The following is a 26,111-nucleotide window of genomic DNA, read 5'->3' on the forward strand; positions in this document are numbered from 1 at the left end:
TGCCGCCCGCTCAGCGCTGGGTCAGGTGGTTGGCCAGCTGCGTCGCGTCGTCCTCGGCCTGGTTGAGCGAGCCCGCGGCGGCCGTGCCGCCCTTGTGGAGCGCGGAGATGAACTCGGTGAGCGCCTTGACGCCTTGGGTCAGCCCCTCACAGTGCTTGTCGACGTACTCGTGGTACTTCTTCGCCCACTCGTCGTCCTTGCCGCCCGCGGTCCTGCTCTCCTCGGTGAGCTGGGCGGTGAGGTTGGTCAGATTGTCCGTGATGTGGGAGATCTGGCCGATTTCCGTGAAACGCCTGGTGAGGTCCTCGGGTACGGCGAGGGTCTGGTGGTCGGAGCTCTCAGCCATCGAATTCCTCCTCGTCGTCGCGGGTACGGTCCGACTTCGGCGGCGTGCCGAGAATCAGGTCCTCCAGGCCCTCCGGCCGCCTGGCGCGCAGCGGGGCCAGCAGCTCGTCCATGGAATGGCCGCCGAACATCCCCTCGGCGAGCTGGGTCTGCTCTCCCATCAGCGGCCGTACCTGGCTGCTGACCTGGGAGGTCATCTTCGCACGGGCCTCGTTGAGGGTGGTCGTCAGCACCGTCGCGAGCTGGGCGCGGGGCATGGAGCGGTAGTCCTCGGTGTTGAACTTCAGCTCGGCGATCTCGCCTCGCGCGGTGAGCGTGACGGTGACCATCCGGTCCCGTGAGGTGACCGACGTCCTGGTCTCGGCGAGGTTCTTCTGGAGTTCCTGGATGCGCTGGGTGTGGTTGGCGAGGTCGGCCATCGCCGCCTCCAGCTGCTCCTGTATCGACATCAGCGCGTCCCCGTTCCCTGCTCGCCGTCGGCCCGGCCGCCGCCCGTACCCGTTCCCTGCTCGCCGTCGGCCCGGCCGCCCGTACCCGTGCCCGCCGCGTCACCGAGGCCCTCGGCCCCACCCTCCGAGTCGTCGACAGCTCTGTCGGCAGCTCCGTCGGTGAGCGCCTCGACCGCACGCGCCAGGTCGGCCGCGCTCAGCCGCATCGCCACCGGCCCGGTCGGGTTGAGGTAGAGGTCGTGTCCTTCGGGGATCAGCGTGAAGACCTCCCCGGCGGGCAGCAGCCGATGTGCGAGGGCGCCGGCCCGCTCAAGGTGGCCGGGGGCGGTGAAGGCCGGGACGACGGGGCCGCCGTCCGGCGCGCACGCGGTGACGGCCCCGCCGCCCGGTGCGGTGAGCACGGCCAGTTCGGCGGTGGCCGCGGCGACGGCCACGCCCTCGGGCGGTCCGTAACCGGTCGCCGCGAGCTGTACGGCCGCGTCGACGTCGTCGGACGGTTCGGGCCAGCCCAGCATGCCCGGCGACGGCCGGTAGTCGGGGTTGTCCTGCCACTCGACGATCTCGCCGCGGGCGTCCGAGCGCCACTGTCCGATGACGACCCACTCGGGCGGCGCGTCCTCGCCCGTCCAAGCGGGGTCGATCATGCCGAACCAGTGGTCGGGGGCGGTACGGGCCGCCTCCCGGATGTCGTCGGGGGGCGGCGGCATGTCCGGGGCCGTCGCGCCGCCCGCCGCGGGCTCGGCGCCCGGGGCGTAGGCCGTGGCCGGTGCGTGGGGGTCCATGGGGGCGGTGTTCCTGTCGTCGCCGGTCTGCGTGGTCATCGCCCGATCACTCCGGGCGCGATGTCGGGGTCGGTGCCCCACACCTCTTCGTCCTCGGCGAGCCAGACGTTGCGCTGCCGGTCGCCACTCTGGCCGCCACCGCCGCCGGCCCCGCCGCCCATCGGGGGCACCATCGGCGTCGAGGAACCGCTGCCCGCGCGGCCCATGGCCCGGCTCTCCGCCGCGGCGGCCTGCGCCGCCCGCATCTCCTGGGCCTGCTGCGCGCCCTCTTCGCCCATCGCCGCGCGGGCGCGGCGGCTGATGCCGGTGCTGACGCCGGTCTCGCCCACCGTGTTGCCGTTGCTGTCGACCATGCGGCGCAGCCCGCTGCCGACGCCCTTCGGGCTGGTGAGGCCGGACTCCGCCGAGCTGCCGGTCGACAGGCGGCGGGGCGGGTTCCAGGTCTCCTCGCCGTTCGCGGGGTTGCGGGCCTTGAGGCCGCCGCTGCTCTCGGTGATCGACTTGCCGCGCGGGTCGGTGATCGTCCCATCCGAGTTGATCTTCGATCCCGGGGGCACGCTGAGCTTGCTGCCATAAGGGTTGGTCAGCGGCTTGCCGTCGGCCCCGACGAGGTTGCCGTGGGCGTCCACCTTCGCGCCCTTGGGCAGGACGAGGTTGCCGTGTTCGTCGTAGCCGACCGTGTGGTCGCCCGCGCCGAAACCGCCGCCGCCGCTGGTGTTGACCGAGGTCTGGAGCCGGCGGAGCTGCCGCTCGGCCTCTTCGGCCTGATTGGCCGCGTTCTTGGCGTTGTTGGGGCCGTTCGTGCCGCCGCCGCCCTCACCGCCGCCCAGCGGACCGGTCTTGGAGCCCTTGGGCAGCACGAGCGGCTTCTTGTCCGGGCCCATGACGGCTTTGCCGTCGCGGTCGGTGACGGCGCCGGTCTTCGGGTCGACCTTCGCGCCGGGCGGCAGGGTGATCGGGTTGCCGTCCTTGTCGCGGAGCTGCTCGCCCTTGGGGCTGAGGGCGGTGGTGCCACCGCCCGTACCGCCGCTGTTCGGGCCGAGGCCGATACCGGTGCCGGTGCCGGCGCCGGCGCCGGCGCCGCCTTTGTTCTGCTCCGCCAGCTTGTTCTGGAGGCTGTCGCCTCCCTGCCCGTTGTTGAAGTGCATCAGGGCTGCCTGGGCCCCCGCATCGCCCTGCTTGCCGTCTCCGCCTTCGCCGTCGGCCGGGTTCTTGCCGCCGTCGCCGCCGCCGAGCGGGTTCTTGCCGTCGCCGCCCTCGCCGAGGGGGTTCGTGCCGTCGAGGTCCGCGTCGCCGCCGCCCGTGCCCTTGCCGCCCGGCGGAAGGTCGCCCTGCTGGTCGGCGCCCTTGTTCCCATCGTTCCCACCTGTGAACGGATTGACGTCGTCGGGCGACATGGCACCGCCGCCGGGCGGGGGGGTGGAACCGCTGCCGGGCGGGGTGGCGCCGCCGCCCGAGTCCTTGGGCGTCAGGTACGTCTGACTGTCGTCCTTGTTCAGTTGGAGCGTGAAGGCCGTATTGATGGGGCGGAATTGGCCCGCCGTGGTGAAGTAACTGGACGACAGCTGCTGCATCGGCCCGGCGGACGGGGTGTCGAGCTTGTCCCGCACATTGTCGAGCCAGCGCTTCTTCGCCTCGTTCTCGATCTTGTCCCAGAAAGCCGGGTCCTTGGGGCTTCCATAGGTGGGCGACACCAGCTTCTCGCTGAGAAAGTCCGTCGCGTTCTGATCCCACGGAACGGCGGTGCCGGCCAACGGCGGCATCGAGTTCATCGCCTCGAAGAAGACGTCGTGCAGATGGTTGACGGGCATGGAAAGGCGGTCGTTCATAAAGGCCCAGAACGTGTTCTGCAACGAGCTCGTGGTCTGCCTCAGCTGATTGCCGGAATTGCGCAGCGCCTGGGCCACCGCGCCGTTCAGCAGGTAGTCCTGAGTGTCCTTGAGAGACCGCTGGGCGGCTTCCATGGTGGCTCTGAAGAGCCCCGCCGCCTCGCCTTGGAGGTCGCTGTCGCTGCCGCCGATCTCGGTGGCCCACTTGCCGAACTGGCCCTGCCACTGCCCGATCAGGGTCTCCATGGCCGTCAGCATGTCGGCGGCGTCATCCAGCGACTGCGGGCTGGCGACCTGGTTGCCGTTGGGGTTCACCGAATTCAGGATCTTGTCGGAGCCGCCGGTGAAGTCGACCAGCGCTCCGGAATCGTTGCCGAACTTGGACCAGTCGTAGTTGAGACCGAGGGCGAAGGCGCCTCTGGACCCCGAGGTGCTCGAACCGATGGAGACCGCGTAGTTGTAGGACCACCAGACGTCCAGCTGGGGCTTCGCGCCGAGCTCGATCAGCGCCCCCGGCTGGTAGTTGGCGATCCACTTCTCGGACCCCGGCCCCGCCACCTTGTTCCGGTCCAGGGGCTGGGCGTCCCCGTCGGCGAACACGGCCAGCCGCTGATCCCAGTTGGTCGCCTCGTCGGCCACAGCCAGTCCTCTTCTCTTCCTGCACGGCCCGGAGGGCCGCAGCACGGCGCCGGTCCCTGGGCGTCGGCGCCCGGGGACCCGCCGATTCCGCTCGCTTACGCGCCTGTATCGCCTTAACGGCCCAGCGGGTTCGCGCCGCCGCCGGCTCCGCTGCCGCCGCCGAGGACGCTCATCAGGTCCTGGGCCAGGGCACTGGCCGAGATCTCGGCGTCGGTGGTGATCTGGTCCACGTGGTCCAGCTGGGTGGAGAAGTTGCTGAACACCTGGATGGCGCTCTCCAGCCTGGCGTGCAGGTCCGTGAAGTACTTGCCGCTCAGGTTCCCCAGGTTCTTGCTCGCGAGAAAGCGGTCGGGGGCGCCGAGCTTGAGGTGCATGCTCCCGTTCGTCGAACCGTATTCGCCCAGCTTGGCGTAGTCCGGGTTCGAGTGGAGCGCCTGCGCGAACTGCGGAATCTGTCGGTCGGCCCAGTCCCTGAGCACGCCGTCGGTGATCTTGTACGTGCCGCCGCCGTGCGAGCCGCTGTCGCCGTGCGAGCCGCCGCCGTGCGAGTCGCCATCGCCGTGCGAGTCGTCCTTACCCATGCCCGCGCCTCCTGGTCCTCACCGCGTCGCCTCAGCCTTGGCTCTGGACGAGGGCATTGCGGCCGTTGCGGTCGCCCTCCAGCTGAGACTCGTACATCCGCCGGAGCGTGTCCGTCGCCTTGAGGTAGTCGTCGTGCAGCTTGGCCTTGGATTGGGTGAGCTCGTGGTGGAAGCTGTCCCACTGCATGCGGGCCTCACCGTGGAGGGTCTCGCGCAGCGGAACGAAGTTCTTCTCCAGCCACTCCACGGCGTGGACCATATCCGTCTGGGCCTTCTTCATCTGATGGATGCACTGCTCCAAGACCTTCGTCTGTATGGAGACATCGGGCATAACGGGCTCCTGTCGGGTGAAGGGGGACGAGGGAAGTCGTGAGCTATACGGCCGGATTCAGCGTCCGACGCCCATGTTGGGCGACAGGGCCAGCGCGTAGCTGTTGGCCGTGTCTTCCGCGTGGGTCATGGCCTTGTCCGTCATATCCGTGCCCTGGTGGAAGTTCTCCGTGGCCTGCGTGATGCGGCGGTGGATCGCCAGCCAGTCGTCGATGGCGGCGCAGTGCGTCGTGCTGGAGTTCGCCCGGTAGTTGTGGGACACGTCCTCCTTGATCCTCTGGACCATCGCGCCCGCCTGCTGCATGTCGTGGAGATGCTCCTTGAGCCCGGCCAGGGCTTGGTTCATCCCCTCCTGGCCCTTGCCCAGCCTGCCTGCCTGGGGACCGTCGAGCTGAGGCTCACCACTCATGAAACGTTCTCCTCTGAAGGGGGTCAGGGGGACAACCGGAATGACCGCTACCGGTCGCCCGACTGACGATCACATTAGTACTTCCACTGGCTTGATTGGCACCTACAGCGGCACGAGCACGTATGGATTCTGGAAAATCCCCGCTGACCAGGTAAAACACACGGTGAACGGGGGGTGACAAGCTCAGATCCCGCTCAATTGATGCATTATCAACTACCCCTGCTCGTAAGCCCTTTGGGGCCCGAAGGGGCCTGTACCAGACCGCGACTCTTGAGCGCCGCCACATCCAGGGCCGGCCCCGTCTCCAGCATCCCCAGGAGCGCGGCCGGCAGCTGGACGGCGTTCGCGTCGCTGTAACCGAGCTGCTGGAGAGCCTCCTGGCCCGCCACCGGGTACTTCGCGCCCACCTCGGTGACCAGGTAATACGTGCTGCCCGCCCCCGAAGAGGAGAGCGACTTGACGAGAGCGCCGCCACCGGGGCGCACCGCGACCTGGTCGGCGGTACGGGAATCGGCGGACAAACCAGGCTCATTGGACGGCGGACGGCCGCCGATCGTCGACGCCGGGGGCAGCACCACGGCGACCGTCGGCGTTTTCCCGCCAGTGCCCGTCACCGCGCACACGCCCTCGGACTTACCGACCGGCATGGCCTGCGGCGGCTCGGCCGGCACCCCGCCGCCACCGCCGCCGACCAGCGGCGGCCCGGCGGGCGCCCGGTGCCGCTCCAGGTCGTCCGGACCCACCTGACGGATGGCGACCGCGCCGCCCTCGTACGCGGTGTGCTGCGTGCGCGGGTCGCCCTTGATGAGCGCGAACTCCAGCCCGGTCACCGGCGTCAGGCCCTCCTTGCGCAGCAGGAAGCGGCGGCCGTCGGCGGCGGTGAACAGCTGCCCCACCCGGGTCGGGCTGCCCGCCAGTTCGGGCCCCTTGTCGCCGAGGTGCGGCACGTCGGGAGTGGCGATGTCGGGGCCCGCGGGCAGGGCGTTGAGGAAGCCGTCGGGCACGGGGAAGGCGGGCGCGTCGCCGTATCCGAGCGCCTGGACGGCGGAGTGCCCGGTGTTCAGGCGCATCCGGGTGCCGTGCCAGACGAGATACGTGTCGTGATCGGCGCCGCCGCGGATCAGCGTGGCGCGGTCCGCCGTGACCGGCCGGCCCTCCGAGTGCAGGCCCACGCCCAGCGTCAACTGGCTGTCGGAGGAGGCGGTGGGCGCTCCGTCCGCGCTCTTGGGCGGCCGGGTGGCGCAGGCGGACCAGGGGTCGCGGCTGAGCGCCGAGGGGCCGGGGAGGGCGTCCGGGGCGCCGACGATGCCGATGGTGCTGCCGCGCGGCGCCCTTTCGATCGACGCGGGCGACAGGCTCTCCAGCTTCAGCTGCCCGCCGGCGAGGAGCTTGGCCGAGGTCTGGTTGAGCACCGGGTGCAGCACGCCGCCGAGGGAGAGGTAGCGGGCGCCGGACTTGTCGTCCACCACCAGCGTGCCGTCCTTCTTCCAGCTGTCCGAGCCGCCGGGCACGATGACGCCGTAGAGGGTCACGATCAGCGCCGCGAGGGCGCCGAGGATCAGTCCGATGAAGACGCCCTTGGAGGTCCGCCGGTGCGGCGGCTCGGGGGCGTCGGGGTCGTCGCGGAACAGGCCCGCCGACAGTCGGCCCATCACGAACATATGGGCCTGCACCTGGTCCCGCCTGGACTGCATGGCACCGCCTTTCTGTCGGCCTTCGGTTCTGTCGGCCTTCGGTCGCGGCCGGCGGCCGGCCGCCGCGAGGTCAGCCGATTCGGCTGCTTCGGCTGATCCGACCAGCCGCTGTGGAGCCGGCCGGATCAGCCGTTGAGCGCCCGCAGGTAGTGGTAGAGCCCGGCCGCGAGCAGCGCGAGCGGTACGAGGGCGACGGCGAGCAGCGTGTGCAGCAGGTCGACCGCGCGCCCCCAGTAGGGCACCAGGCGGCGGCCGGGGAACGTCCAGCCCGCGATGGCCAGCAGGGCCGCCAGTACGACGATCCCGGCCAGCAGCAACGGCCGTTCGGACGGTGTGAGGCGCACAGCGAGCAGTACGCACAGCAGCACGGCGCCGTACGCGCCGGGCAGCACGACGGACAGCCGCTGCCACGCCCCGCCGAGGGCCCGGGAGTGGACCAGCAGCAGGGCGCTGAAGACGATGGCGAGCGTCAGCGGCGGCCATGAGCGCTGGGTGGCGAGCGCGGTGATGCAGCCCGCGGCCACCACGCCCGTGGCCGCGCAGAGCGCGGTCAGGTAGCCGTCGGCTATCTGGCCGCGGACGCTGACCTCCTCGCCGGGCACGGGGTCGATGCCCTCCTGGAGCTGCTCGGCGTTGGTCGGCAGCAGGGGCAGCCGCAGGCCGGAGAGCCGGAACGCCAGTGCGGGCAGGAACGCTCCGAGGATCACGGTGGCCAGGGCGAGCGGCGCCGCGGTCTCGTCCAGGGGGACGCCGAGGAGTATGACGCCGCCGCCGATCGCCCCGAGCACGGCGGCGACCGCGATGCCCAGGAACAGCGGGGCGCAGGCGCCCACGGCCGCGACGGCCAGCACGGCGCACCCGGCGCCCGCGGCGCATCCGGCCAGCAGCCGGGCGCCCGTCTCCGCGCCGTCGCCGGTGTGCTGGGGCACCAGGGCCCCGGCCAGTACGAGGTAGGGCACGGCGGCGGCGCCGAGCGCGCCGCCCGCCCCGGCGTCGCCCACGGCGCGCGACGCGGAGCCCGCGCCGGCCAGGAGCAGCACGGCGACGCCGGCGGCGCAGACCGACCGCAGCGGGGCCGGGCCGGGCAGGGCCAGCAGCACCAGTCCGGCGCCCAGCGCGCACAGCGTCAGGCCGATCATCAGGTAGCGGGACCACTGGGGCCGCCAGGAGTCGCGGCGCGAGCGCAGGCCGCTGGAGAGCCCCTCGATGAGGTCGTCGAAGTGGATCTGCGGAAGGGATTCGTTGCGGGCCCGCAGGTGGAGGGTCTCCCCGTCGTGGAGCCCGAGCGCGTTGGGGGTTCGCTCGTCGTCCAGCGGGGCTTCGCCCAGGCGTTGCAGTACCCAGCCGCCGGCCTCGGCCCCGCGTTCGTACAGATCTGATCCCGCGTGATCGACGATCGTGGGCAGCAGATCGGCGAGCGCGATGTCCGAGGGGACAGCGAGTTCGACGGTTCTTTCCGGTGCCTGGATAGTCAGACGACACAGAGATGCAGTGGAATTGTCACTCAAGCGTGGCTCATCCCTTCCGGGAGGGGCGGTCGACGCGATCTCGTCGATCACATTATCGTGAGGTCGGTACACGGTGGTCCACGGGCTGCCTTACGGACGTGAGCCGCTTTCACGGGCCGTGCCTTTTACCGGAATTGCCGGACCTCCCGGTCTGGACCAGACCCAACGCCATCGCGTTTCCCTGTAGGAAGGCGAATCCTTTTGAGTGTGGTTCTCTTCAAGCGGCCTCCCCGTCGGCTCGGCCCGGAGATGCCGGAAGGCGAGTTGAGCCTTCAAGAGCCGCCTTCGCTGCCCGAGACGCAGAGCGCCATGGGCAATATGGTCACCTATATGCCGATGGCGCTGAGTTCGCTCGGCATGGTGCTCATCTTCCTCAAGCCCGGGGAGGGCGGCGGCCCGCTGATGTATGTCGCCATCGGGCTGATGGCCGTCTCGGCGGTGGGCATGCTGGTCTCGCAGATCATCCGCAGCTCCGGTGATCGCAAGCGCAAACTGCGCGGCGAACGTCGCGACTACCTCCGGTACTTGTCGGTCAGCCGCCGCCGCATCCGCAAGCTGATAGATCAGCAGCGGCAGGCGCAGGAGTGGCGGCACCCCGAGCCCGCGTCCCTGTGGAGCCTGGTGCGCACCGGGCGGCTGTGGGAGCGCCGCTCCACCCACGAGGACTTCGGCGAGGTCCGCATCGCCGTCGGCGAGCAGCAGCTCGGCATGCGGCTGACGCCGCTGAGCACCAAGCCGGTGGAGGACCTGGAACCGCTGTGCGCGCACGCGCTGCGCCGGTTCATCCGCGCGTACGGCACGGTGCCCGACCAGCCCGTGGCGCTCTACCTGCGGACGTACTCCCGCGTGCTGGCGCACGGCGACGCGGAGGCCGCCCGTGCCATGGTGCGGGCCGTGCTGGGCCAGCTGAGCGTCCTGCACGCCCCGCAGGACCTGCGGATCGCGGTCATCACCGACCACGACCGGCGGGAGGACTGGGAGTGGACGAAGTGGCTGCCGCACGCCCAGCACCCCACGGAGACGGACGGCGCGGGCGCGGTGCGGCTGGTCGCCGACTCGGCGGCGGGGCTGGAGCAGCTGCTCGGCGACGAGTTCGCCGGCCGGCCGCCGTTCGACCCGGACGCCGCGCCGAGCGCCGAGGAGCCGTACTACGTCATCGTGCTGGACCACCCCGGCGTCCCCGGTGACGCGCGGCTGGCCGGCGAGGGCTACCGCAACGTCGTGACGCTGGACATCGGCGGTTCCTTCCCCTGGAAGCCCGGCCGGGGCTCCCTGCGGCTGCGGGTGTCCGCCGAGAAGCTGGAGATGGTGCGCACCGAACGGACCGGCAAGGAGAAGACGACTCTGCTGGGCCGCCCGGACGCGCTGGGCCCGCAGCGCGCCCGCGCGCTGGCCCGGCTGCTGTCCCCGTACCGGATGGGCGTCACCGTCGACACCGGCGAGGCGCTGACCAGCGATGTGCAGCTGACCTCCCTGCTGGGCGTGCCCGACCTGTACACCATGGACGTGGCGCGGGTGCACGCGAGCCGGAGCGCCGCCGCGCGGCTGCGGGTGCCGCTCGGCGTCTCCGGCGACGGCAACCCCGTCGAGCTGGACATCAAGGAGGCCGCGCAGGGCGGCATGGGCCCGCACGGCATGCTGATCGGGGCCACCGGCTCCGGCAAGTCCGAGCTGCTGCGCACCCTGGTGCTGGCGCTCGCCCTTACCCACTCCTCCGAGAAACTCAACCTGATCCTCGTCGACTTCAAGGGCGGCGCGACCTTCCTCGGCCTGGACAGCCTGCCGCACACGTCGGCGGTCATCACCAACCTGGCGGACGAGTCGGCGCTGGTCGACCGCATGAAGGACGCCCTGCACGGCGAGATGATGCGGCGTCAGGAGCTGCTGCGCAGCGCGGGCAACTACACCTCGGCCCTGGAGTACGAGACGGCCCGCGACGGCGGCGCGGACCTCGTGCCGCTGCCCACCCTCTTCGTCGTCGTCGACGAGTTCAGCGAACTGCTCTCCGCGCACCGCGACTTCATGGACCTGTTCGTGATGGTCGGCCGGCTCGGCCGCAGCCTCGGCGTGCATCTGCTGCTCGCCTCGCAGCGGCTGGACGAGGGGCGGATGCACCAGCTGGAGTCGCACCTGTCGTACCGGGTCGCGCTGCGCACGTTCTCCGCGATGGAGAGCCGCGGCGTGCTCGGCGTGCCCGACGCCTACCAGCTGCCGTCGGTCCCCGGCAGCGCCATCCTCAAGAAGGACACCGGCGCGCTGGTGCGCTTCAAGGCGGCCTACGTCTCCGGCACGTACCAGGGCGCGCGCCGGGTCGGCCAGTCCGTCGTCGCCGACCAGGTCGTCCCGTACCGCACCGGCTGGGTCGCGCCCCGTGTCATCGACGTCCCGGACGAGCCCGCGGAGAGCGAGGAGACGAGCGAGAGCCTGCTGACCGTGGCCGTGCAGCGGCTGGCCGGCTCCGGCCCGCCCGCGCACACCGTGTGGCTGCCGCCGCTGGACGTGCCGCCCTCCATGGACGAGATGCTGCCGCAGCTGCACGCCGACCCCGAGCGCGGTCTGACGCCCGCCGACACCTCGACGCACGCCACGCTGAGGGTGCCCGTCGGCATCGTGGACCGGCCCTTCGAGCAGACCCGCGAGCCCCTGATCGCCGACCTGTCCGGCGCGGGCGGCCATATCGGCATCGCGGGCGGCCCGCAGAGCGGCAAGTCCACACTGCTGCGCAGCCTCATCCTCGGGCTCGCGCTCACCCACACCCCGCGGGAAGTCCAGTTCTACTGCCTGGACTTCGGCGGCGGCGCCCTCGGCGGGCTGCGCGACCTGCCGCACGTCGGCGGGGTCACCGGCCGGCTGGATCTGGAGCGGGTGCACCGCACCCTCGCCGAGGTCAACGCGCTGGTCGCCCGGCGCGAGACGCAATTCGCCGACCTGGGCATCGACTCGATGGCCACGCTGCGGGCCCGCCGGGCCGCGGGCGAGCTGCCCGACGAGCCGTACGGGGACGTGTTCCTGGTCATCGACGGCTGGACCACGGTCCGCCAGGACTTCCTGGACATCATGCCCACGTTCGCCACCCTGGCGTCCCGCGGGCTGAACTACGGGGTGCACCTGGTCGTGGCCTCCACTCGGTGGGCGGAGATCAGCACCGCGCTCCGCGACCAGCTCGGCACCCGCTTCGAGCTGCGGCTCGGCGACACCATGGACTCCATGATCAACATGCGGGCGGCGGCGACCGTGCCGAAGAACCCCGGCCGCGGCCTCACCGACTCCCAGCACCACTTCCTGACGGCCCTGCCGCGGCTGGACGGCAGCGGCGAGTCCGCGGACCTCGGTGCGGGCGTCGCGGACGCCGTCGAGCGCGTCTCCCGCAACTGGCACGGCCCCTGCGCGCCCCAGGTACGCACCCTGCCCGCGGTCCTGGACGCCGCCGCACTGCCCGCGAGCGAGCGCGCCGAGGGGAACCTGCGGGTGCCGCTCGGGCTGGACGGCCGGGACCTGGACGTCCTCTGGCACGACTTCGGCCAGAACCCGCACCTGGTGGTGGTGGGCGACTCCGAGACCGGCAAGACCAACCTGCTGCGCTCCGTGTGCCGGGCGGTCGCCGAACGCTACGCGCCGGACGAGGCGAAGGTGATGCTGGTCGACTACCGGCGCGATCTGCTGGAGTGCGTCCCCGAGGAGCACCGGCTGGGCTACGCGGTCTCGGTGGACGTGCTCAAGCAGGTCGTGGACGGCGTCTCCCGCGCCATGCGCGAGCGGCTGCCCGGCCAGGACATCACCCCGGCCCAGCTCAAGCGCCGCGACTGGTGGGAGGGCCCGGAGCTGTTCATGGTCATCGACGACTACGACATGGTGTCCGGCGGCTCGATGTCCAACCACTTCGGCCCGATGCTCGACTATCTCGCGCAGGGTGTGGAGCTGGGCCTGCACCTGATCGTCGCGCGCAGCGCCAACGGCGCCTCGCGGGCCATGAGCGACGCGCTGCTGCGCCGCCTGCTGGAGGTCAACACCCCGGCCCTGCTGATGTCCTGCCCGCCGTCCGAGGGCTATCTCTTCGGCGACATCAAGCCGATGCAGCTGCCGGTCGGCCGGGCCCTGCACATCACCCGCCGCGGCATCGTGCAGGTGCAGACGGCCCTGGGCGAGGAGAGCCCGGCAGAGGTCTCGTAGCGTCTGCCCCGTACGACGCCCGTGGTCCGGACCGTGCGCACGGTCCGGACCACGGACGTTGTACGGGCGTCAGCCGACCCGGCGGGCATCAGCCGACCGTACGGGCGTCAGCCCACCCTACGGATTTCTGCCGACCGTACGGGCGTCAGCCGGCCGTGCCCGTCGGGCCGCCGGGGCGCCAGCCGCGGCGGCGGGCGCGGGGCAGGACCGCCGCCGCGAAGGCGACGAGGAGCACCGCGCCGGCCGCGATGGCGGCGATCACGAGGGACTGGTTCCGGGCGCCGTCCGAGGGCGCGGGCGGCATGGCGGCCGCCCGCTGGTCGGCGGGGCCGTGCCGGGGGGAGTCGCCGCCGGTCAGCGCGGCGGAGATCGCCTGCACGGGGTCGACGGCGCCCCAGCCGAGAGCCGGGTCGGGGGCGGCGGCGCCCGTGCCGTTCGCCGTCGCGTCCAGCCGGTGGGCGATCTCCTTGCCCGTCAGGTTCGGGTGGTAGGAGGCCACCAGGGCCGCCGTGCCCGCGACGAACGCGCTGGCCACGCCGTCCCCGCTGCCCGTGAACTGGCCCGGACCGCCGGGCCCCGGGCCCACCGCCGAGACGCCGGGAGCGCTCAGCTCCGGCTGGGTCGCGCTCGCGCCCGAGCCGTTCTGGGCCGCGCCGTTCTTCTGCGGAGGCACGCCGCCGGGCCCCACGGCGGCGACCGCCACGACGCCCGGCAGTTCGGCCGGGTAGGAGGGGCCGCGGCCCTGGCCCGTCGGGTCGGCGGCGGCCACCACCAGCGCGCCCTTGCCCTGCGCGTCGCGGACCGCCGACTTCAGGTCGTCCGGCGCGGAGTCGACGCCCAGCGGCACGTCGATGACGCGGGCGCCGCCGTCCGCCGCGGCCCGGATGCCCTTGGCCAGCGCGGCCGGGGTCGTCACGCCCTGCTTGTCGGTGGCGCGCACCGCCAGCACCCGGGCCTGGGGGGCGACTCCGGCCATCGCGGCGTCCTTCTGCTGCCGCCCGGCGATGATCCCGGCCAGGAACGTGCCCTGCCCGACGCAGTCGTCGGCGGCGGAGCCCGAGGACATGACGTCCGGGCCCGCCTCGACCTGCCCCGCCAGCGACGGCACGTGCGCGGTGTCCGCCCCGGTGCCCACGACGGCGACGGTCACCCCCGCCCCCCGGTTGAGCTGCCAGGCCCGGTCGAGGTTCAGGAAGCTCTGGGCCCAGGGGAGTTTGGACGAACTCTTCTTGGACGCGGGGGTGCACTGCTGTCCGTCCTCCAGGGTCGAGGGGATCTGCGGCAGCGAGCCGCTGTCCCCCTTCGAGTCCGCGTCGGCCGGAACGGCGAGCGCCGGTATCAGGAGCACGGCGGCCAGGGCGGCCCCGGCGAGCCCGCGCGGGGCGGGGCGGCGGGAAGATCGCATACGACGATCGTAGCGGCGCGTGCGCGGCCGCCGACCGGTGCGCCCCATGGCGGCGGTACCGCCGCGGGGCGCGGCCACCGGCCGGTCAGCGCAGGGTCGTCGCGCCGTCCAGGTCCTCCGTCCGCAGCAGCCGCAGGTCGTCGATCCCGGCGGTGGGCGTCCGGCTCAACCGGCCCGCCTGGCGGGTCACCATGGCCTCCAGGACGCGCCGGGCCGTGCGCGCGTTGCCGAAGTTGGGGCCGCGCTCCAAGTCGGCGAAGTAGCGGTGCAGCGCCTCCACCGTGTCCGGCGCGCACTCGTAGCCGTCCGCGACCGCCTGGGCCCGCACGATGGAGACGAGCTCCTCGTCGCTGTAGTCCTCGAAGGTCACCCGCCGCGAGAACCGGCTGCCCAGGCCCGGGTTGGACGCCAGGAACCCCTCCATCTCGCGGGTGTAGCCGGCGGCGACGACCACGACCTCGTCGCGATGGTCCTCCATCAGCTTGACCAGCGTGTCCACGGCCTCCTGCCCGAAGTCCCCGCCCTGCGCGCCCTGCGGGGTCAGCGTGTACGCCTCGTCGATGAACAGCACGCCGCCGCGGGCCTTCTCGAAGACCTCCTTGGTGAGCTGCGCGGTGTGTCCGACGTACCGGCCCACCAGGTCGGCCCGCGCCACCTCCACGAGCTGGCCGCGGGCGACCACGCCGAGCGCGGCGAGGAGTTCGCCGTACAGCCGGGCCACGGTGGTCTTGCCGGTGCCGGGCGAACCGGCGAACACCAGGTGGTTGCCGATGGGCGGCGCGGGCAGCCCCGCCTCCTGCCGCCGGCGGGCGAGGGCCAGCAGGTTGACGAGGTCTTCGACCTCCGTCTTCACGGCCGCGAGCCCCACCATCCCGTGCAGCCGCTCCAGCAGTTCCGTGACCCGGCCCTCGTCGCGTTTGCCCGCGCCCGCCCCGGCCCCGGCGGACACCTCCTCGCCGACGTCCTGCGGGGTGAGCCGGGTCAGCTCCGGCTCGGCCACCTCGGCGACCGAGGCGAGCCGGAACGCCTGGCGGTCGATCATCTCCTCGAAGACCTTGCGCGCGGCGCGGCCGTTGCCGAAGCTGTCGTCCCGCCGCATGCCCTCGAAGTGGCGCTCCAGCGCGAGCACGGCCGGCTCGGTGAGCTCGTAGCGGTGCGCCTCGCACATGGTCCGCACGATGGTGACGAGTTCGCGGACCGAGTAGTTCTCGAACTCGACGGTCCGGCTGAAGCGCGAGGAGAGGCCGGGGTTGGAGTTCAGGAAGTTGCGCATCTGCGGCGCGTACCCGGCGGCCACCACCACGACGTCCTCGCGGTGGTCCTCCATCAGCTTCACCAGCGTGTCCACGGCCTCCTGCCCGAAGTCGGGGCCGGACCCGCCGCCGTCCTGGGTGAGGGTGTACGCCTCGTCCACGAACAGCACGCCGCCGAGCGCCTTCTCGAACGTCTCGGTGGTCCGGATCGCCGTGCCGCCCACCACCTGCGCCACGAGATCGGCGCGGGACACCTCGACGAGATGCCCGGTGCGCAGCACGCCCAGCTCGGCCAGGATCGCGCCGTACAGGCGGGCGACGGTGGTCTTGCCGGTGCCGGGCGGGCCCGCGAAGACCAGGTGCCGGGCGGTGGAGGGCACCGGCAGCCCGGCGGCGCGGCGGCGGCGGGAGAGCCTGTTGAGGTTGACCAGGGTCATCACCTGCTGCTTGACCGCGTCCAGGCCGACCAGGCCCTGGAGTTCGGCCAGCGGGCCCTCGGGGTCGGCGCGCTCCGGCGCGGGCTCGCCGGCTCCGGCGGGCCGGGGCGTGCCGTCGGCGGCCGGCTCCGCGCCCGTGCCGGCGCCCGCCTCCGGCTCCGGCTCCGGCGCGCCGTCCCAGGTGTCGGCGGAGCCGTTGCCGCGGCTGGTCAGGCCCTCCACGGACAGCCGCGTGGACTTGGCCGGGCCGCGCAGCCCCGCCCCCCGGTTGTCCAGCACCGAACAGGCGGTGGCGCCCACCGCTTCGAGGCTGTCCACGCGCAGTCCGTCGCCGCCGTTGGCCGCCAGCTCGCAGCCGTTGAGCATGGCACGGCCGCCCGCCGCCACCAGCACGCCGTGCTTGGCGCTCGCCCGCACCTTGGTACGGGCCAGGGCCAGCTCGCCGCCCTCCTCGACGGCGATGCCCTCCTTCCCCGCCGCGTCGACCTCGCAGTCGCGCAGGGTGCAGCGGCCCTGCGCGCCCACCGAGACGCCCGCGGCGGCCGTCTGCCGGAAGGTGATCTGGCCCGCGTACGGGTCGCCGCCGTCGCTCACCCGCAGTCCGGCGCGCTTGGTCTCGGAGATCTCGCCGCTCTCCAGGCGCCCGCGGCCCTCCTCGGCCACCTCGACGCCGTGCCCGCCGACCTCGGCTATCTCCACCCGGCGCAGCAGCGGGTTGGCGCCGCCGCGCACCACGACGCCGCTGCCCTTGGTGTCGCGCACCGAGAGCCGGTCGAACTCGGCGACGCACTCCTCGGCCAGCTCGACGCCCGCGCCCTCGCCGCCGCGCACCGCGAGCCGGGTGAACGCCGGTCCGGCGCAGTCCCCCGCCCACACGCCCGCGGCGTGCGCGTCGGAGACCGTGCACTCCTCGAAGACGCCGCGCGCCCGGGCCGTGACATGGATGCCGTTGCCGCCGGTACGGGCGGTGGCGCAGCGCACCAGTTTCGGGTCGGTGCCGGAGTCGAGGACGAGGCCGTGCCCGGAGGCGTCCCGCACCTCGCAGTCCTCCAGCGTGGTCCGCGCGGAGGACGACACGTACACGCCCACCACGACGTCGCGGACCGTGGTGCGCAGCACGCGGGTGCTGCTCTCCCCCTCCAGGGCGATGGCGGGCTTGTCGGTGGTGGAGATGGTGCAGTCCTCGACGGTGCCGCGGGCCCGGCCGTTGGCGAGGACGCCGTTGCCGCGGGCGTCGCGGATCACGCAGCGGCGCACCACCGGGTCGCCGCTCTCGCTGATCACCACGCCGGAGCTGCCGAGGTGCTCGATGACGCAGTCCTCGATCACGCTGCGCGCAGTGGAGGTCTCGACGATCCCCGCGCCCGCCGGATTGACGACCCGACAGTCGCGCATCGCCACCGAGCCGTTGTCGCGGGTGAGCAGGGCGGTCCAGCACGCCCCGCTGACCTCGCAGTTCTCCAGGGCTATCTGACCGCGCGGCACGTCCACGGCGGGCAGGTCGTCGTCCTGGCCGCGCAGCACGAGCCCGGAGATCTTGGCGGCCTCGGCCGTCACCTGGAGGACCGTGCCGCGCCGTGGCACCACCTCGACGGTGCCGCGTCCGCCCTCGGCGGTGACGGTGACCATGCGGGAGACGACGAGGTTCTCTGCGTACCGGCCTGGTCGTACGGTGATCACCGCACCGTCGCCCGCACTTTTGAGGGCCTCGGCAATCGTCGGGTAATCGTCGCCCTGCTCCCGGCCGACCGTCAGATGGCGCCTCACGCGGACGTTCCCTCCTCGACGGGCCCATGGGCCCCTATACGCACTTCGGTAGCACTCATCATGCCTGGTGCATACACCCGTTGTCCCTGCGCCCACCCCTCGGGCCGGGCGGGGGGGGAGGGAGGCCCGTACAGCCGGGGGGAGGTCCGTACGGCCGCCGGGGGGGAGGTCCGTACGGCCGGGGGGGAGGTCCGTACGGCCGGGGGGCGGCCCGTACGGTGAGGGCGGTCACGGACGCGCGGCGGCCCGGCACGTACGCTCCATGTCATGAGCGCGAGCGGTGATGTCCGGTGAGCCGGGTGATCGACGGCCGGTTCGAGCTGGCGGACCGGCTCGGCAGCGGCGGCATGGGCATGGTGTGGCGCGCCCGCGACCTCGCCCTCCACCGTGACGTGGCGCTGAAGGAAGTACGGCCGCCCGACCCCTCCCTCGCCGAGAACGACCCCGCCGCGGCCCGCGCCCTGCGCGGCCGGGTGCTGCGCGAGGCCCGCGCCCTGGCCCGGCTCGACCACCCCAACGTGGTCACCATCCACCACATCGTGGACGAGGGCGAGGGCTCCTATCCCTGGATCGTCATGGAGCTGGTCCCCGGCTCCAGCCTCCAGGACCGACTGGCCCCCGGCCCGTTGCCGCCCGCCGAGGCCGCCCGGATCGGCCGCGGGGTGCTCGCCGCGCTGCGTGCCGCCCACGCGGCGGGCATCCACCACCGCGACGTCAAGCCCGCCAACGTCCTGCTGCGCACCGACGGCCGGCCCGTGCTCACCGACTTCGGCATCGCCGCGATCCGCGACGCCACCAGCCTGACGGCCACCGGCGCGCTCATCGGCTCCCCCGACTACATCGCCCCCGAACGCCTCCGCGGCCACGAGGGCGACCCCGCCTCCGACCTGTGGTCGCTCGGGATGCTGCTGTACGTCGCCGTGGAGGGCCGGCATCCGCTGCGCAAGGCCAGCACGCTCGCGACGCTGGCCGCCATCCTGGACGAGCCGGTCCCGGAGCCGGAGCGAGCGGGCGCGCTGACGCCCGTACTCAAGGCGCTGCTGACGCGGGACACGGCGGCGCGGCCGGACGCGGCGGCGCTGGACCGGATGCTGGCGGCGGCGGAGGCGGGGGCGGGGGACGGCAAGAGCGGGAAGCGCACGGCCCCCAAGGCTCCGAAGCCGCCGGAGACTTCGGAGGATGCCGCGCCCCCGGCCCGTACGGCGGTCATACCGCCGGACCGCACCCGGGCCATGCCGCCGCCGACGGCCGGCCCGCGGACCTTCTCCTTCACCTCGACCACCTCGACGTCCTCTCACACCTCGTACTCCTCGTCCTCCTCCTCTTCGTCGTCCCGCTCCTCCGCCTCGGTGCCCTCCGCCGCGCTCGGCGAGCGAGAAGCCCGCCGTCGGCTCCGCCGGGCCCGCGTCGTACCGCTCGTGACCTCCCTCGTCGGAACGGCCGTGACCGCCGCGCTGGTCTGGGCGCTGCTGCCGGTCCCGGAGGGAAAGGCGGCCGAGGAACTCCCCGGCGCCGCGAGCGCGGCGGGGACGGCGGCGGATGAGCGGGGCGACACCGACCTGTTGACGCCGGACGGCGTCCGGTCCGTGATCGGCAAGCTGAAGCCGGTGATGGGCGGCACCCGTGTCACCGACTTCACGATGCACAGGACGCGGGCCAGCGCCGAAGCGCCCACGAAGGGCGACAAGAACCTGTACGACCACTTCGCGTACGAGAAGGGCAGGGCCGCCAGGGAGCGTCCGGGCGGCACGCTCATGCCCGGCACCGCCATGGTGGACCTGGAGAAGTTCCGCTGGGACGCCCTCCCGGCGCTGCTGCGCACGGCGGACAGGGACCTCGGGGTGGCGAAGCCGACCAGCCGCTTCATCGACGTGGACCCGGCCTATCCGTTCCTGGACAAGCAGCCGGTGCTCAAGGTGTATGTGACGGACGCGTACGGCTCGGCGTACCTGGTGGCGGGGCTGGACGGCAAGGTGCTGGAGAAGAACCCCCGCGGCCACAGCTGAGACGAGATACGCGCTCTCTCAGCCCGCCAACGTCCCCAGCAGCCACAGGAACACCCCGGCCGCCACCGCTCCCAGCACCAGGATCTGGGACCCGGCCGGCAGGCCGCGCAACGGACCGCCGGTCGCCCGCACCGTCTCCGGGTCCAGCCGCTGGGCGCGCGCAAGCCACTCCCGCGGCGGGTCGTTGGGTACGACGACCCGCCACGGCTGCCGCGGGTCGTACTCCACCACCGCCCACTCGCGGTGCAGCAGGTCCTGGAGGTCCAGCGGGTGGCAGACCTCGACGCGGTACGCGGGCAGGCCCGGTTCCTCCGGCACCACCGTCAGATCGAAGGCGAACACGCTCTTCGGGTCGCGGGGGTCGATGACGGACTGGCCGGTCTCCTTGTGCACCGCCCGCACGGAGTTGACCAGCGCGGGAGCGTAGGCCCGCGGCCCGCCGGGGCGCAGGGCGAGGGCCCGGCCGCCCTGTCCGCTCTCGGCGACGCCGCCGAGGAAGAACAGCGCCAGCGCGGAGACGGTGAGGCCGGTCAGCAGCAGCCAGAACGGGCCCTCGGCCGCGCCCCGCACGAGCGCGGCGAAGGCCGCGCCCACCGGAACGGCCGTCAGCAGCGCGACCGGTGAGAAGAACTGGCGCACGAGGCGCGTCGCACGGGTCATGAGAAGCGGAGCAGCTTTCTGCGGGACACGGCGACCCTGGTGCACGCGGGGTCGTCGGGGCGGGCCTCGTCGTACACGGCGCGGACGGTGCGTTCCAGGGCGACGCGCTCCACGATGGCCGGCACCTCGTGCCGGTCGCCCCGCAGGTCGTGGAAGACCACGGTGACCTCGCCGTGCTTGCCGCCGACGGTTCGCCAGCCGTGGAGTTCGGCGTCGGCGGTGGTGTACCGGCGGGAGAGGCGGCGCAGCAGGGCGGTGCGGCGCACGCTGACGGCGGCGCCCCACCAGGCGGCGAGGCAGCCGGCCCCGGCGACGGCCCACAGGAAGGTGAGCCAGCCGGAGACGGGGAAGCGGCCGATGGGAACGACGATGAAGTAGTCGGTGACGGTGGAGTACGCGACCCGGCCGGCGTCCACGGCGTCGTACCAGCCGGCGATGGCGCCGAGCGCGGCGAGCGATACGGCCGCGCCCACTACGGCGCGTTGGAGGAACCGCGCGGCGAGGAAGCCGAAGAGCACCGTGGAGCCGATCCCGACGAAGGGGGCCATGGACGCGAACTGGTCGCTGGCGCAGCTGCCGGTCCCGTCGCAGGTCCACTCCACCGTCGAGGCGTCATAACTGGACACCCACCACACCAGCCACACCTGCCAGCCCATCAGGACACAGGCCACCGCGCGCAGCACCTGCCCATAGGCTCTCGCGCCCACTGTCCGCCCTCGTCTTCCGCGCCTCCGGTAGACGGGCGCTTTACCCGGACCATATACGTGCATTGCCCAACCTGTCCGTGACCCCGACCACCCGCTCACGGACCGTGACGCGGCACGGTTCGCCCGGTCCACGCAAGGTGATCTAGCTTGCTAGCATGCCAGCGGGCTAGGATGCTAGCATCGGCTCGTGGGCGATGAAGAAGTCAAACAGTTCAACGTGTATCTGCCGATCGGGCTGATCAAGCAGGTCAAGTACCGCGCCATCGAATCGGGCTCGTCGCTGTCGGCGCTCGTCGCCGACGCGCTCCGCACCTATCTCGACGACGCCTATCTCGACGACACCGGTCCCGACGACACCGGCCTCGCAGGCGCCGGTCCCGACGACGCCCGGAAGCCCGAACCGCGATCGACCGAAAAGGAGACCTGACATGGCGACCGAAGGAATCGAGGCCGTGTTCCTGACGACCCACAACTGGGGGAAGGCGGCGAAGTTCTTCCAATCCCTGGGTTACGAGCTGGAGTTCGCGACGGACCACAACTCCGGCCAGCTCCGCAACGGCGACAGCCCCTACGTGTTCATCGCCGAGGTCCCCGAGGACCAGGAGCCCCAGACGCGGTTCGTGCTGAAGGTGCCCGACGCGGACGCGTTCCGCCCCGATCCGGCCGTCGAGGTCGTCACGCCGTTCGAGGACACCCACTACGGGACCAAGGAGATGACGGTCCGCGACCCCGACGGCCGCGTATGGAGCCTCCAGGCCCCCAAGAAGGGCTGAGCACCCCCGCGACAAACCGACGACGCGAACGCGACCGCGGTCCTGGCAGCGCCACCGCCTGGGCGAACTCGGCTACGGCATCCCGACATGGCCGCACCGGCTCACGGTCGGTCCGCGCCCGCCGCCTTCACCCCGGTCACCGGCCCCTTCACGTACTGCACGGCCCCGCCGGCCGTGAGCCGCACCGTGCCCCCGCTGGGCGCGTACGTCCTGGCGTGCCCCCACTGGTCGGTGACCGTGAGCGGCCGGGACGTGGTGAGCGTGACCGTGCGGGGCGCGGAGCCGGCGGTCCAGAGGGTGCGGACGGTGTTCGCGCCCGTGCCGAAGCGGTAGGAGTGGACGTCCGCCGGGCCCGCGCCGTCGCGTCCGGCGAAGGCGCGGCCGGCGAGCTGACGGACGAGGACGCCCTCGGTCACCACGGCGGGCTTGGGCTGCCATGCCTTCACCGCGGCGGTGGGGCGCTTGAAGGCCCCGAAGTTGTGCTCCTTGTTCTTGGGGTCCGTGCCGTCGTCGGTGACGTCGTACCAGTAGTAGCGGGCGACGCCCGAGGCGAAGGAGAAGAGCTGGGCGCGCGGGAGGTAGCGGGCCTGCGCGTCGGGGGTGACGCCGCCGGGGAAGGTGGGGTAGCCGTTCTCCGTCATCCATAGGGGCTTGTGCCGCCCGCCCGCCGCGTCGAGGTCCTTTCGCAACTGCGGCAGGGCGGCGAGCGCCTGCTCCGGCGGCTTGGGGAAGCCGTACTGGTGGACGCTGACGGCGTCCAGGTACTTGAGCCCGCCGAGCGCGTACAGCCGCTTCAGCCAGTCTCCGCGCAGCCCCGCGAGCGCGCCGCCGACGACCTGGGCGTCGGGGACCGCGGCGTGCACCCTGCCGTACGCGGCCCGGAGCATGTCCAGGTAGCAGTCGGCTGTGATGCCGCAGGCGCCCTTGTTGAAGCCGATGGAGTTGAACTCGTTGTAGACCTCCACCTCCTTGGTCTGCCGCTGGTACTTCCGCACCAGCGCGGCCTGGTACTTCCCGAAGGCGGCCAGCCCGGCGGGCGACGAAGGGGTCTTGTTCCGGTCGTAGTGGGGGTTGCGGTAGCCCGCTACGGGGAGGGTGGTCAGCCCCTGCGAGGCGGCGTACGGGATGTACTTGTCGATGGGGTAGCCGCTCCAGGTGTACGCGCCCGGGGTCTTCTCGATCGCCGCCCAGTTGGCGTCGGTGCGTACGCCGCCCATCCCGATGAGCGCCATGGACCGCAGGAGCTTCGCGTCGTCGCCGCCGCTCCAGCCGAAGTGCAGATTGGCGTTGAAGCGGCGGTCCTTGTGCTCGTCGCCGGTGAGGGCGGTCAGGACGCCGAAGCCCGCGGTCCGGGTCGTGCCGCCCGCGCTCGCGGTGAGCGTGTAGTAGCCGGGGCCCAGCCCGCCCAGCCCGATGGCGGCGCCGCCGCCGGTGACCGGCGCCGTGCCGGAGGCGGCGGTACGGCCCTGCGCGTCGGCGGCCCGCCAGGCGACGGCGGACTGGTCGGAGGAGACGGTGATCTTCGTCTGGCCCTGGGCGAAGAGGAGACCGGGCGAGGTCACGGTGAGCTCCGCCGCCGTCGCGGCGTCTGCCGCCCGGACCGATCCCGCCGTCGATGCTCCGGTAAGCAAACAGCAAAGAAATGCCACGCCGAGACGGCTACGGCCCTTGGCACCTCTGCGACCTCTGCCGCGAGCGTCTCCAGCACCTCTGTTGGCTCGAACTGCCCTGGACGTAATGTGCTGTTGCATCGAGGTGTCCTCTCGATCGGGTCGGTCCCCTGTACGCCGTACGCCCTCCGTACACCGTACGCAGGAGATCGAATGACTGAGGAGATCGCATGAAGACTGTTCTCATCTCCGGCGCGAGCATCGCCGGCCCCGCCCTCGCCTACTGGCTCCGCCGCCGCGGCTTCGCACCGACCGTCGTCGAACGCAACCCCGCCCCGCGCCCCGGCGGCCAGGCCATCGACATCCGCGGCTCCGCCCTCGACGTCATCGACCGCATGGGCCTCGGCGACGAGGTGCGCGCGGCCCGCACCCGTATGCACGGCATGACCGTCTACGACCGCGACGGCAACGAGCTGGAGCGCACCACCGAGCGGACGTTCACCGGCGGCCGGTTCGACAGCACCGACGTCGAGGTGATGCGCGAGGACCTCTCACGGATCGTGGTCGACGCGACCCGTGACGACGTCGAGTACGTATACGGCGACTCCATCGCCGCCCTCGACGAGGAGGAATACGGCGTGCAGGTCACGTTCGAGCGGGGCGCGCCCCGCACCTTCGACTACGTGGTCGGGGCCGACGGCCTGCACTCCACCGTGCGGGCCCTGGCGTTCGGCCCGGAAGAGCCCTTCCTCCACCAACTCGGCCACCAGATAGCCATCTTCAGCGCCGACAACTACCTCGACCTGAACAACTGGCAGATCTGCGTCAACGACGGCGAGACGGCCTTCGCCCTCATCGCCTACCCGGTGCCCGACAACTCGGAGCTGAGGATCACCATCGGCTTCAAGGGCGACCTGCCCGGCTACGACTACCGCGACACCGAGGCCCACAAGGCGCTGACCGCCGCGCGCGTCGCCGATCTGCGCTGGGAGAGCCGCCGGATACTCAAGTCCCTCGCCGAAGCCGATGACTTCTACTTCGACACGATGGCTCAGGTCCGCATGGACCACTGGTCCAAGGGCCGCGTGACCTTGGTGGGCGACGCCGGTTACTGCCCCTCCCCCATCACCGGCCAGGGCACCAGCCTCGCGCTGGTCGGCGCGTACGTACTGGCCGACTCCCTCGCCGCCGCGGACGGGGACCACCGCACCGCGTACGCCCGCACCGAGGCCCGTATGCGCCCCTTCATCCGGCTCAACCAGGCCCTGGCGGGCCGCAACCCGGTCGATCCGAGCACGGAGGCCGCCCGCGACCATGCCAAGAGCGCAATCGCGCTGGACGGCTGAACCGGGGCACGGGCAGGCGGGGCGGGCGGGGCGGGCGGCCTCACGTCACCAGCAGGGCCATGTCCCACCCCGCCACGGCCCCGCCCTCGGCGTACGCGTCCAGCGCGAGCGCCGTGCCCGCCGCCCCTTCGAGGAAGGCCGGTACGTCCGCGCCCTGCGGCACGTGGGTGAAGGTGGCCCGGAAGCCGAACCGGTGCTCCTCCCGGAACTGCGCCACCGTGACGGCGGCCAGCTCGTCGCGGACGCGCGCGACCCGCTCGTCCCCGAGGTGCTCGTTCAGCAGGCCGAGCAGGTGGAGGAGCCCGCCCCAGCCGTGGCACAGGCCGGGGTCGTCGGTCACCCAGGCGCCCGGCGGCTCGGCGATCAGCGCCCGTACGGACCGGTCGACGAGGGCGTGCCAGTCGGGGCGGTCGAGGGCGAGCGCGGCCAGTTGGACGGCGCGGGAGACGCCGGGGGCCCCGTAGCACCAGGAGGGCCGCTGCGGGGCCGGCCCCGACCCCGACTCTGGCCCTACGTTCCACTGGTCGAAGGTGACGTAGCCGGGCCAGCTGACGCCGCCGTCGTCGCCCTCCGGCCTCGCCCACCGCGTGAGAAGGGCGATGAGCGCCTCGATCGCCTCCCGCTGCCCGTCCACGACGACCCCCTCCCGCCAGGCCAGGGACAGCAGGGCGAGCGGCCCGCTGACGCCGTGCGAGAGCCCGAGGTTGAGGTGCCCGTCCGGCAGCTCCGCCTCCTGCCCCGCCTTGGGCGCGGCGAGCGTCCACCAGCGCGGCACCTTCCGCCCCCGGTGCGTGACCTCGCCCTCGGCCATGGCGGTCAAGTACCTCAGGATCAGCTCCAGTTCGGCGTGGCAGGTCTCGCCGCGCGCGAGGAGGTAGCGGCCGATGCCGCTCACGCCCCGTACGGTCTCGTACTGCCCGTTGGTGGCGGCGGGCCCGTCGGTGACGGCGGGCAGCGCGGTACGGACGAGGCGCCGCTGGAACTCGTCGAGGCGCGCGAGCGCGGTGCGGTAGCCGCCGGTCGCCCGGTGGGCGACGAGGGTGGCGAAGGCCACCGCGCCGGGGCCGGAGTAGATGCCGTCGGTCGGGTGCCGTTCCGTGGTGAGGGCGGTCATCGCGCGCGCGAGGTAGCCGTGCGCCCGCGCGGAGTGTCCCTCCTCGCGGGGCGTCGAGCCGCTGAACGCCAGGGAGACGCCGGGGTATCCGCTCGACAGGGACAGGTCCGACCACAGCGGCTCGTCCTCGCCGACCCATGACGCCTCGGCGGGAATCCGGGTGTCGGCGGCGGTCGCGGCGGGGTCGGCCAGCCGGTCCAGCACGCGCGCGCAGATCTCGCGGGCCGCGTCGGCGTGCGGTACGGCGGCATCGGAAGTGGTGCGAGTGGTGCAAGTGGTGCGAGCGGTGCCCGTCAT

19 protein-coding genes and 1 pseudogene are annotated in these 26,111 nt (G+C 72.6%); 5 read left to right on the plus strand and 15 right to left on the minus strand.

The window, feature by feature from the left end; all coding sequences use genetic code 11:
• Positions 1-10: 10 nt before the first annotated feature.
• The 9 genes from AB0I49_RS21790 to eccD all read right to left on the minus strand — a co-directional run bounded on the left by AB0I49_RS21790 (position 11) and on the right by eccD (position 8,566).
• Complete coding sequence (locus AB0I49_RS21790) at positions 11-346, minus strand: hypothetical protein (protein ID WP_363228676.1); 336 nt, start codon at positions 344-346, stop codon at positions 11-13.
• On the minus strand, positions 339-794 hold the full coding sequence (locus AB0I49_RS21795) for a YbaB/EbfC family nucleoid-associated protein (protein WP_363228677.1): 456 nt from the start codon (positions 792-794) through the stop codon (positions 339-341). The genes AB0I49_RS21790 and AB0I49_RS21795 overlap by 8 nt, the downstream gene beginning before the upstream one ends.
• On the minus strand, positions 794-1,615 hold the full coding sequence (locus tag AB0I49_RS21800) for a type VII secretion system-associated protein (protein WP_363228678.1): 822 nt from the start codon (positions 1,613-1,615) through the stop codon (positions 794-796). Before AB0I49_RS21800 ends, AB0I49_RS21795 begins: the two co-directional genes overlap by 1 nt.
• The gene (locus AB0I49_RS21805; RefSeq protein ID WP_363228679.1) at positions 1,612-4,044 is read right to left on the minus strand and encodes a hypothetical protein; all 2,433 of its coding nucleotides are present in this window, start codon (positions 4,042-4,044) and stop codon (positions 1,612-1,614) included. The genes AB0I49_RS21800 and AB0I49_RS21805 overlap by 4 nt, the downstream gene beginning before the upstream one ends.
• 113 nt (positions 4,045-4,157) lie before the next feature.
• The gene (locus AB0I49_RS21810) at positions 4,158-4,625 is read right to left on the minus strand and encodes a hypothetical protein (protein WP_363228680.1); all 468 of its coding nucleotides are present in this window, start codon (positions 4,623-4,625) and stop codon (positions 4,158-4,160) included.
• A 31-nt stretch (positions 4,626-4,656) separates the two neighbouring features.
• Complete coding sequence (locus AB0I49_RS21815) at positions 4,657-4,956, minus strand: hypothetical protein (protein ID WP_363228681.1); 300 nt, start codon at positions 4,954-4,956, stop codon at positions 4,657-4,659.
• A 57-nt stretch (positions 4,957-5,013) separates the two neighbouring features.
• Positions 5,014-5,364, minus strand: a complete 351-nt coding sequence (locus AB0I49_RS21820) for a hypothetical protein (RefSeq protein WP_363228682.1) — start codon at positions 5,362-5,364, stop codon at positions 5,014-5,016.
• A gap of 209 nt (positions 5,365-5,573) precedes the next feature.
• Entirely contained in the window at positions 5,574-7,058 is a 1,485-nt protein-coding gene (gene eccB, locus AB0I49_RS21825; protein ID WP_363228683.1) for a type VII secretion protein EccB, read from the minus strand.
• 125 nt (positions 7,059-7,183) lie between these two features.
• A complete protein-coding gene (eccD, locus tag AB0I49_RS21830) occupies positions 7,184-8,566 on the minus strand; it encodes a type VII secretion integral membrane protein EccD (RefSeq protein WP_363228684.1) in 1,383 nt (460 codons plus the stop codon).
• Between the two features lie 249 nt (positions 8,567-8,815).
• Between eccD and eccCa the strand changes: the two genes are divergently transcribed.
• The gene (gene eccCa / locus AB0I49_RS21835) at positions 8,816-12,736 is read left to right on the plus strand and encodes a type VII secretion protein EccCa (RefSeq protein WP_363228773.1); all 3,921 of its coding nucleotides are present in this window, start codon (positions 8,816-8,818) and stop codon (positions 12,734-12,736) included.
• A gap of 145 nt (positions 12,737-12,881) precedes the next feature.
• Here eccCa and AB0I49_RS21840 read toward each other — a convergent pair whose 3' ends face one another.
• Together AB0I49_RS21840 and AB0I49_RS21845 are read right to left on the minus strand one after the other, a co-directional pair.
• A complete protein-coding gene (locus AB0I49_RS21840; protein WP_363228685.1) occupies positions 12,882-14,141 on the minus strand; it encodes a S8 family serine peptidase in 1,260 nt (419 codons plus the stop codon).
• Between the two features lie 85 nt (positions 14,142-14,226).
• Complete coding sequence (locus tag AB0I49_RS21845) at positions 14,227-17,598, minus strand: right-handed parallel beta-helix repeat-containing protein (RefSeq protein ID WP_363228686.1); 3,372 nt, start codon at positions 17,596-17,598, stop codon at positions 14,227-14,229.
• Positions 17,599-17,897: 299 nt separating this feature from the next.
• Here AB0I49_RS21845 and AB0I49_RS21850 point away from each other — a divergent pair, with 299 nt between their 5' ends.
• Positions 17,898-19,604 (plus strand): serine/threonine-protein kinase, encoded by a 1,707-nt coding sequence (locus AB0I49_RS21850; RefSeq protein WP_363228774.1) that lies wholly within the window; start codon positions 17,898-17,900, stop codon positions 19,602-19,604.
• An 18-nt stretch (positions 19,605-19,622) separates the two neighbouring features.
• Here AB0I49_RS21850 and AB0I49_RS21855 read toward each other — a convergent pair whose 3' ends face one another.
• The gene (locus AB0I49_RS21855; RefSeq protein WP_363228687.1) at positions 19,623-20,264 is read right to left on the minus strand and encodes a hypothetical protein; all 642 of its coding nucleotides are present in this window, start codon (positions 20,262-20,264) and stop codon (positions 19,623-19,625) included.
• Complete coding sequence (locus AB0I49_RS21860; RefSeq protein WP_363228688.1) at positions 20,261-20,971, minus strand: hypothetical protein; 711 nt, start codon at positions 20,969-20,971, stop codon at positions 20,261-20,263. The genes AB0I49_RS21855 and AB0I49_RS21860 overlap by 4 nt, the downstream gene beginning before the upstream one ends.
• A 187-nt stretch (positions 20,972-21,158) precedes the next feature.
• Here AB0I49_RS21860 and AB0I49_RS21865 point away from each other — a divergent pair.
• A pseudogene (locus AB0I49_RS21865) lies at positions 21,159-21,302 on the plus strand (CopG family transcriptional regulator); the annotation flags it as partial.
• A 97-nt stretch (positions 21,303-21,399) separates the two neighbouring features.
• Positions 21,400-21,744, plus strand: a complete 345-nt coding sequence (locus AB0I49_RS21870; RefSeq protein WP_363228689.1) for a VOC family protein — start codon at positions 21,400-21,402, stop codon at positions 21,742-21,744.
• Positions 21,745-21,845: 101 nt separating this feature from the next.
• Here AB0I49_RS21870 and AB0I49_RS21875 read toward each other — a convergent pair whose 3' ends face one another.
• Positions 21,846-23,306: a hypothetical protein gene (locus AB0I49_RS21875; protein ID WP_363228690.1), complete on the minus strand. Its 1,461-nt coding sequence runs from the start codon at positions 23,304-23,306 to the stop codon at positions 21,846-21,848.
• A gap of 278 nt (positions 23,307-23,584) precedes the next feature.
• Between AB0I49_RS21875 and AB0I49_RS21880 the strand changes: the two genes are divergently transcribed.
• The gene (locus tag AB0I49_RS21880) at positions 23,585-24,700 is read left to right on the plus strand and encodes an FAD-dependent monooxygenase (protein WP_363228691.1); all 1,116 of its coding nucleotides are present in this window, start codon (positions 23,585-23,587) and stop codon (positions 24,698-24,700) included.
• Positions 24,701-24,740: 40 nt separating this feature from the next.
• Here the strand turns inward: AB0I49_RS21880 and AB0I49_RS21885 are convergent, their stop codons facing one another.
• The gene (locus AB0I49_RS21885; RefSeq protein WP_363228692.1) at positions 24,741-26,111 is read right to left on the minus strand and encodes a lanthionine synthetase C family protein; all 1,371 of its coding nucleotides are present in this window, start codon (positions 26,109-26,111) and stop codon (positions 24,741-24,743) included.

This window comes from Streptomyces sp. NPDC050617 (assembly GCF_040654795.1).
Taxonomy (GTDB): Bacteria; Actinomycetota; Actinomycetes; order Streptomycetales; family Streptomycetaceae; genus Streptomyces.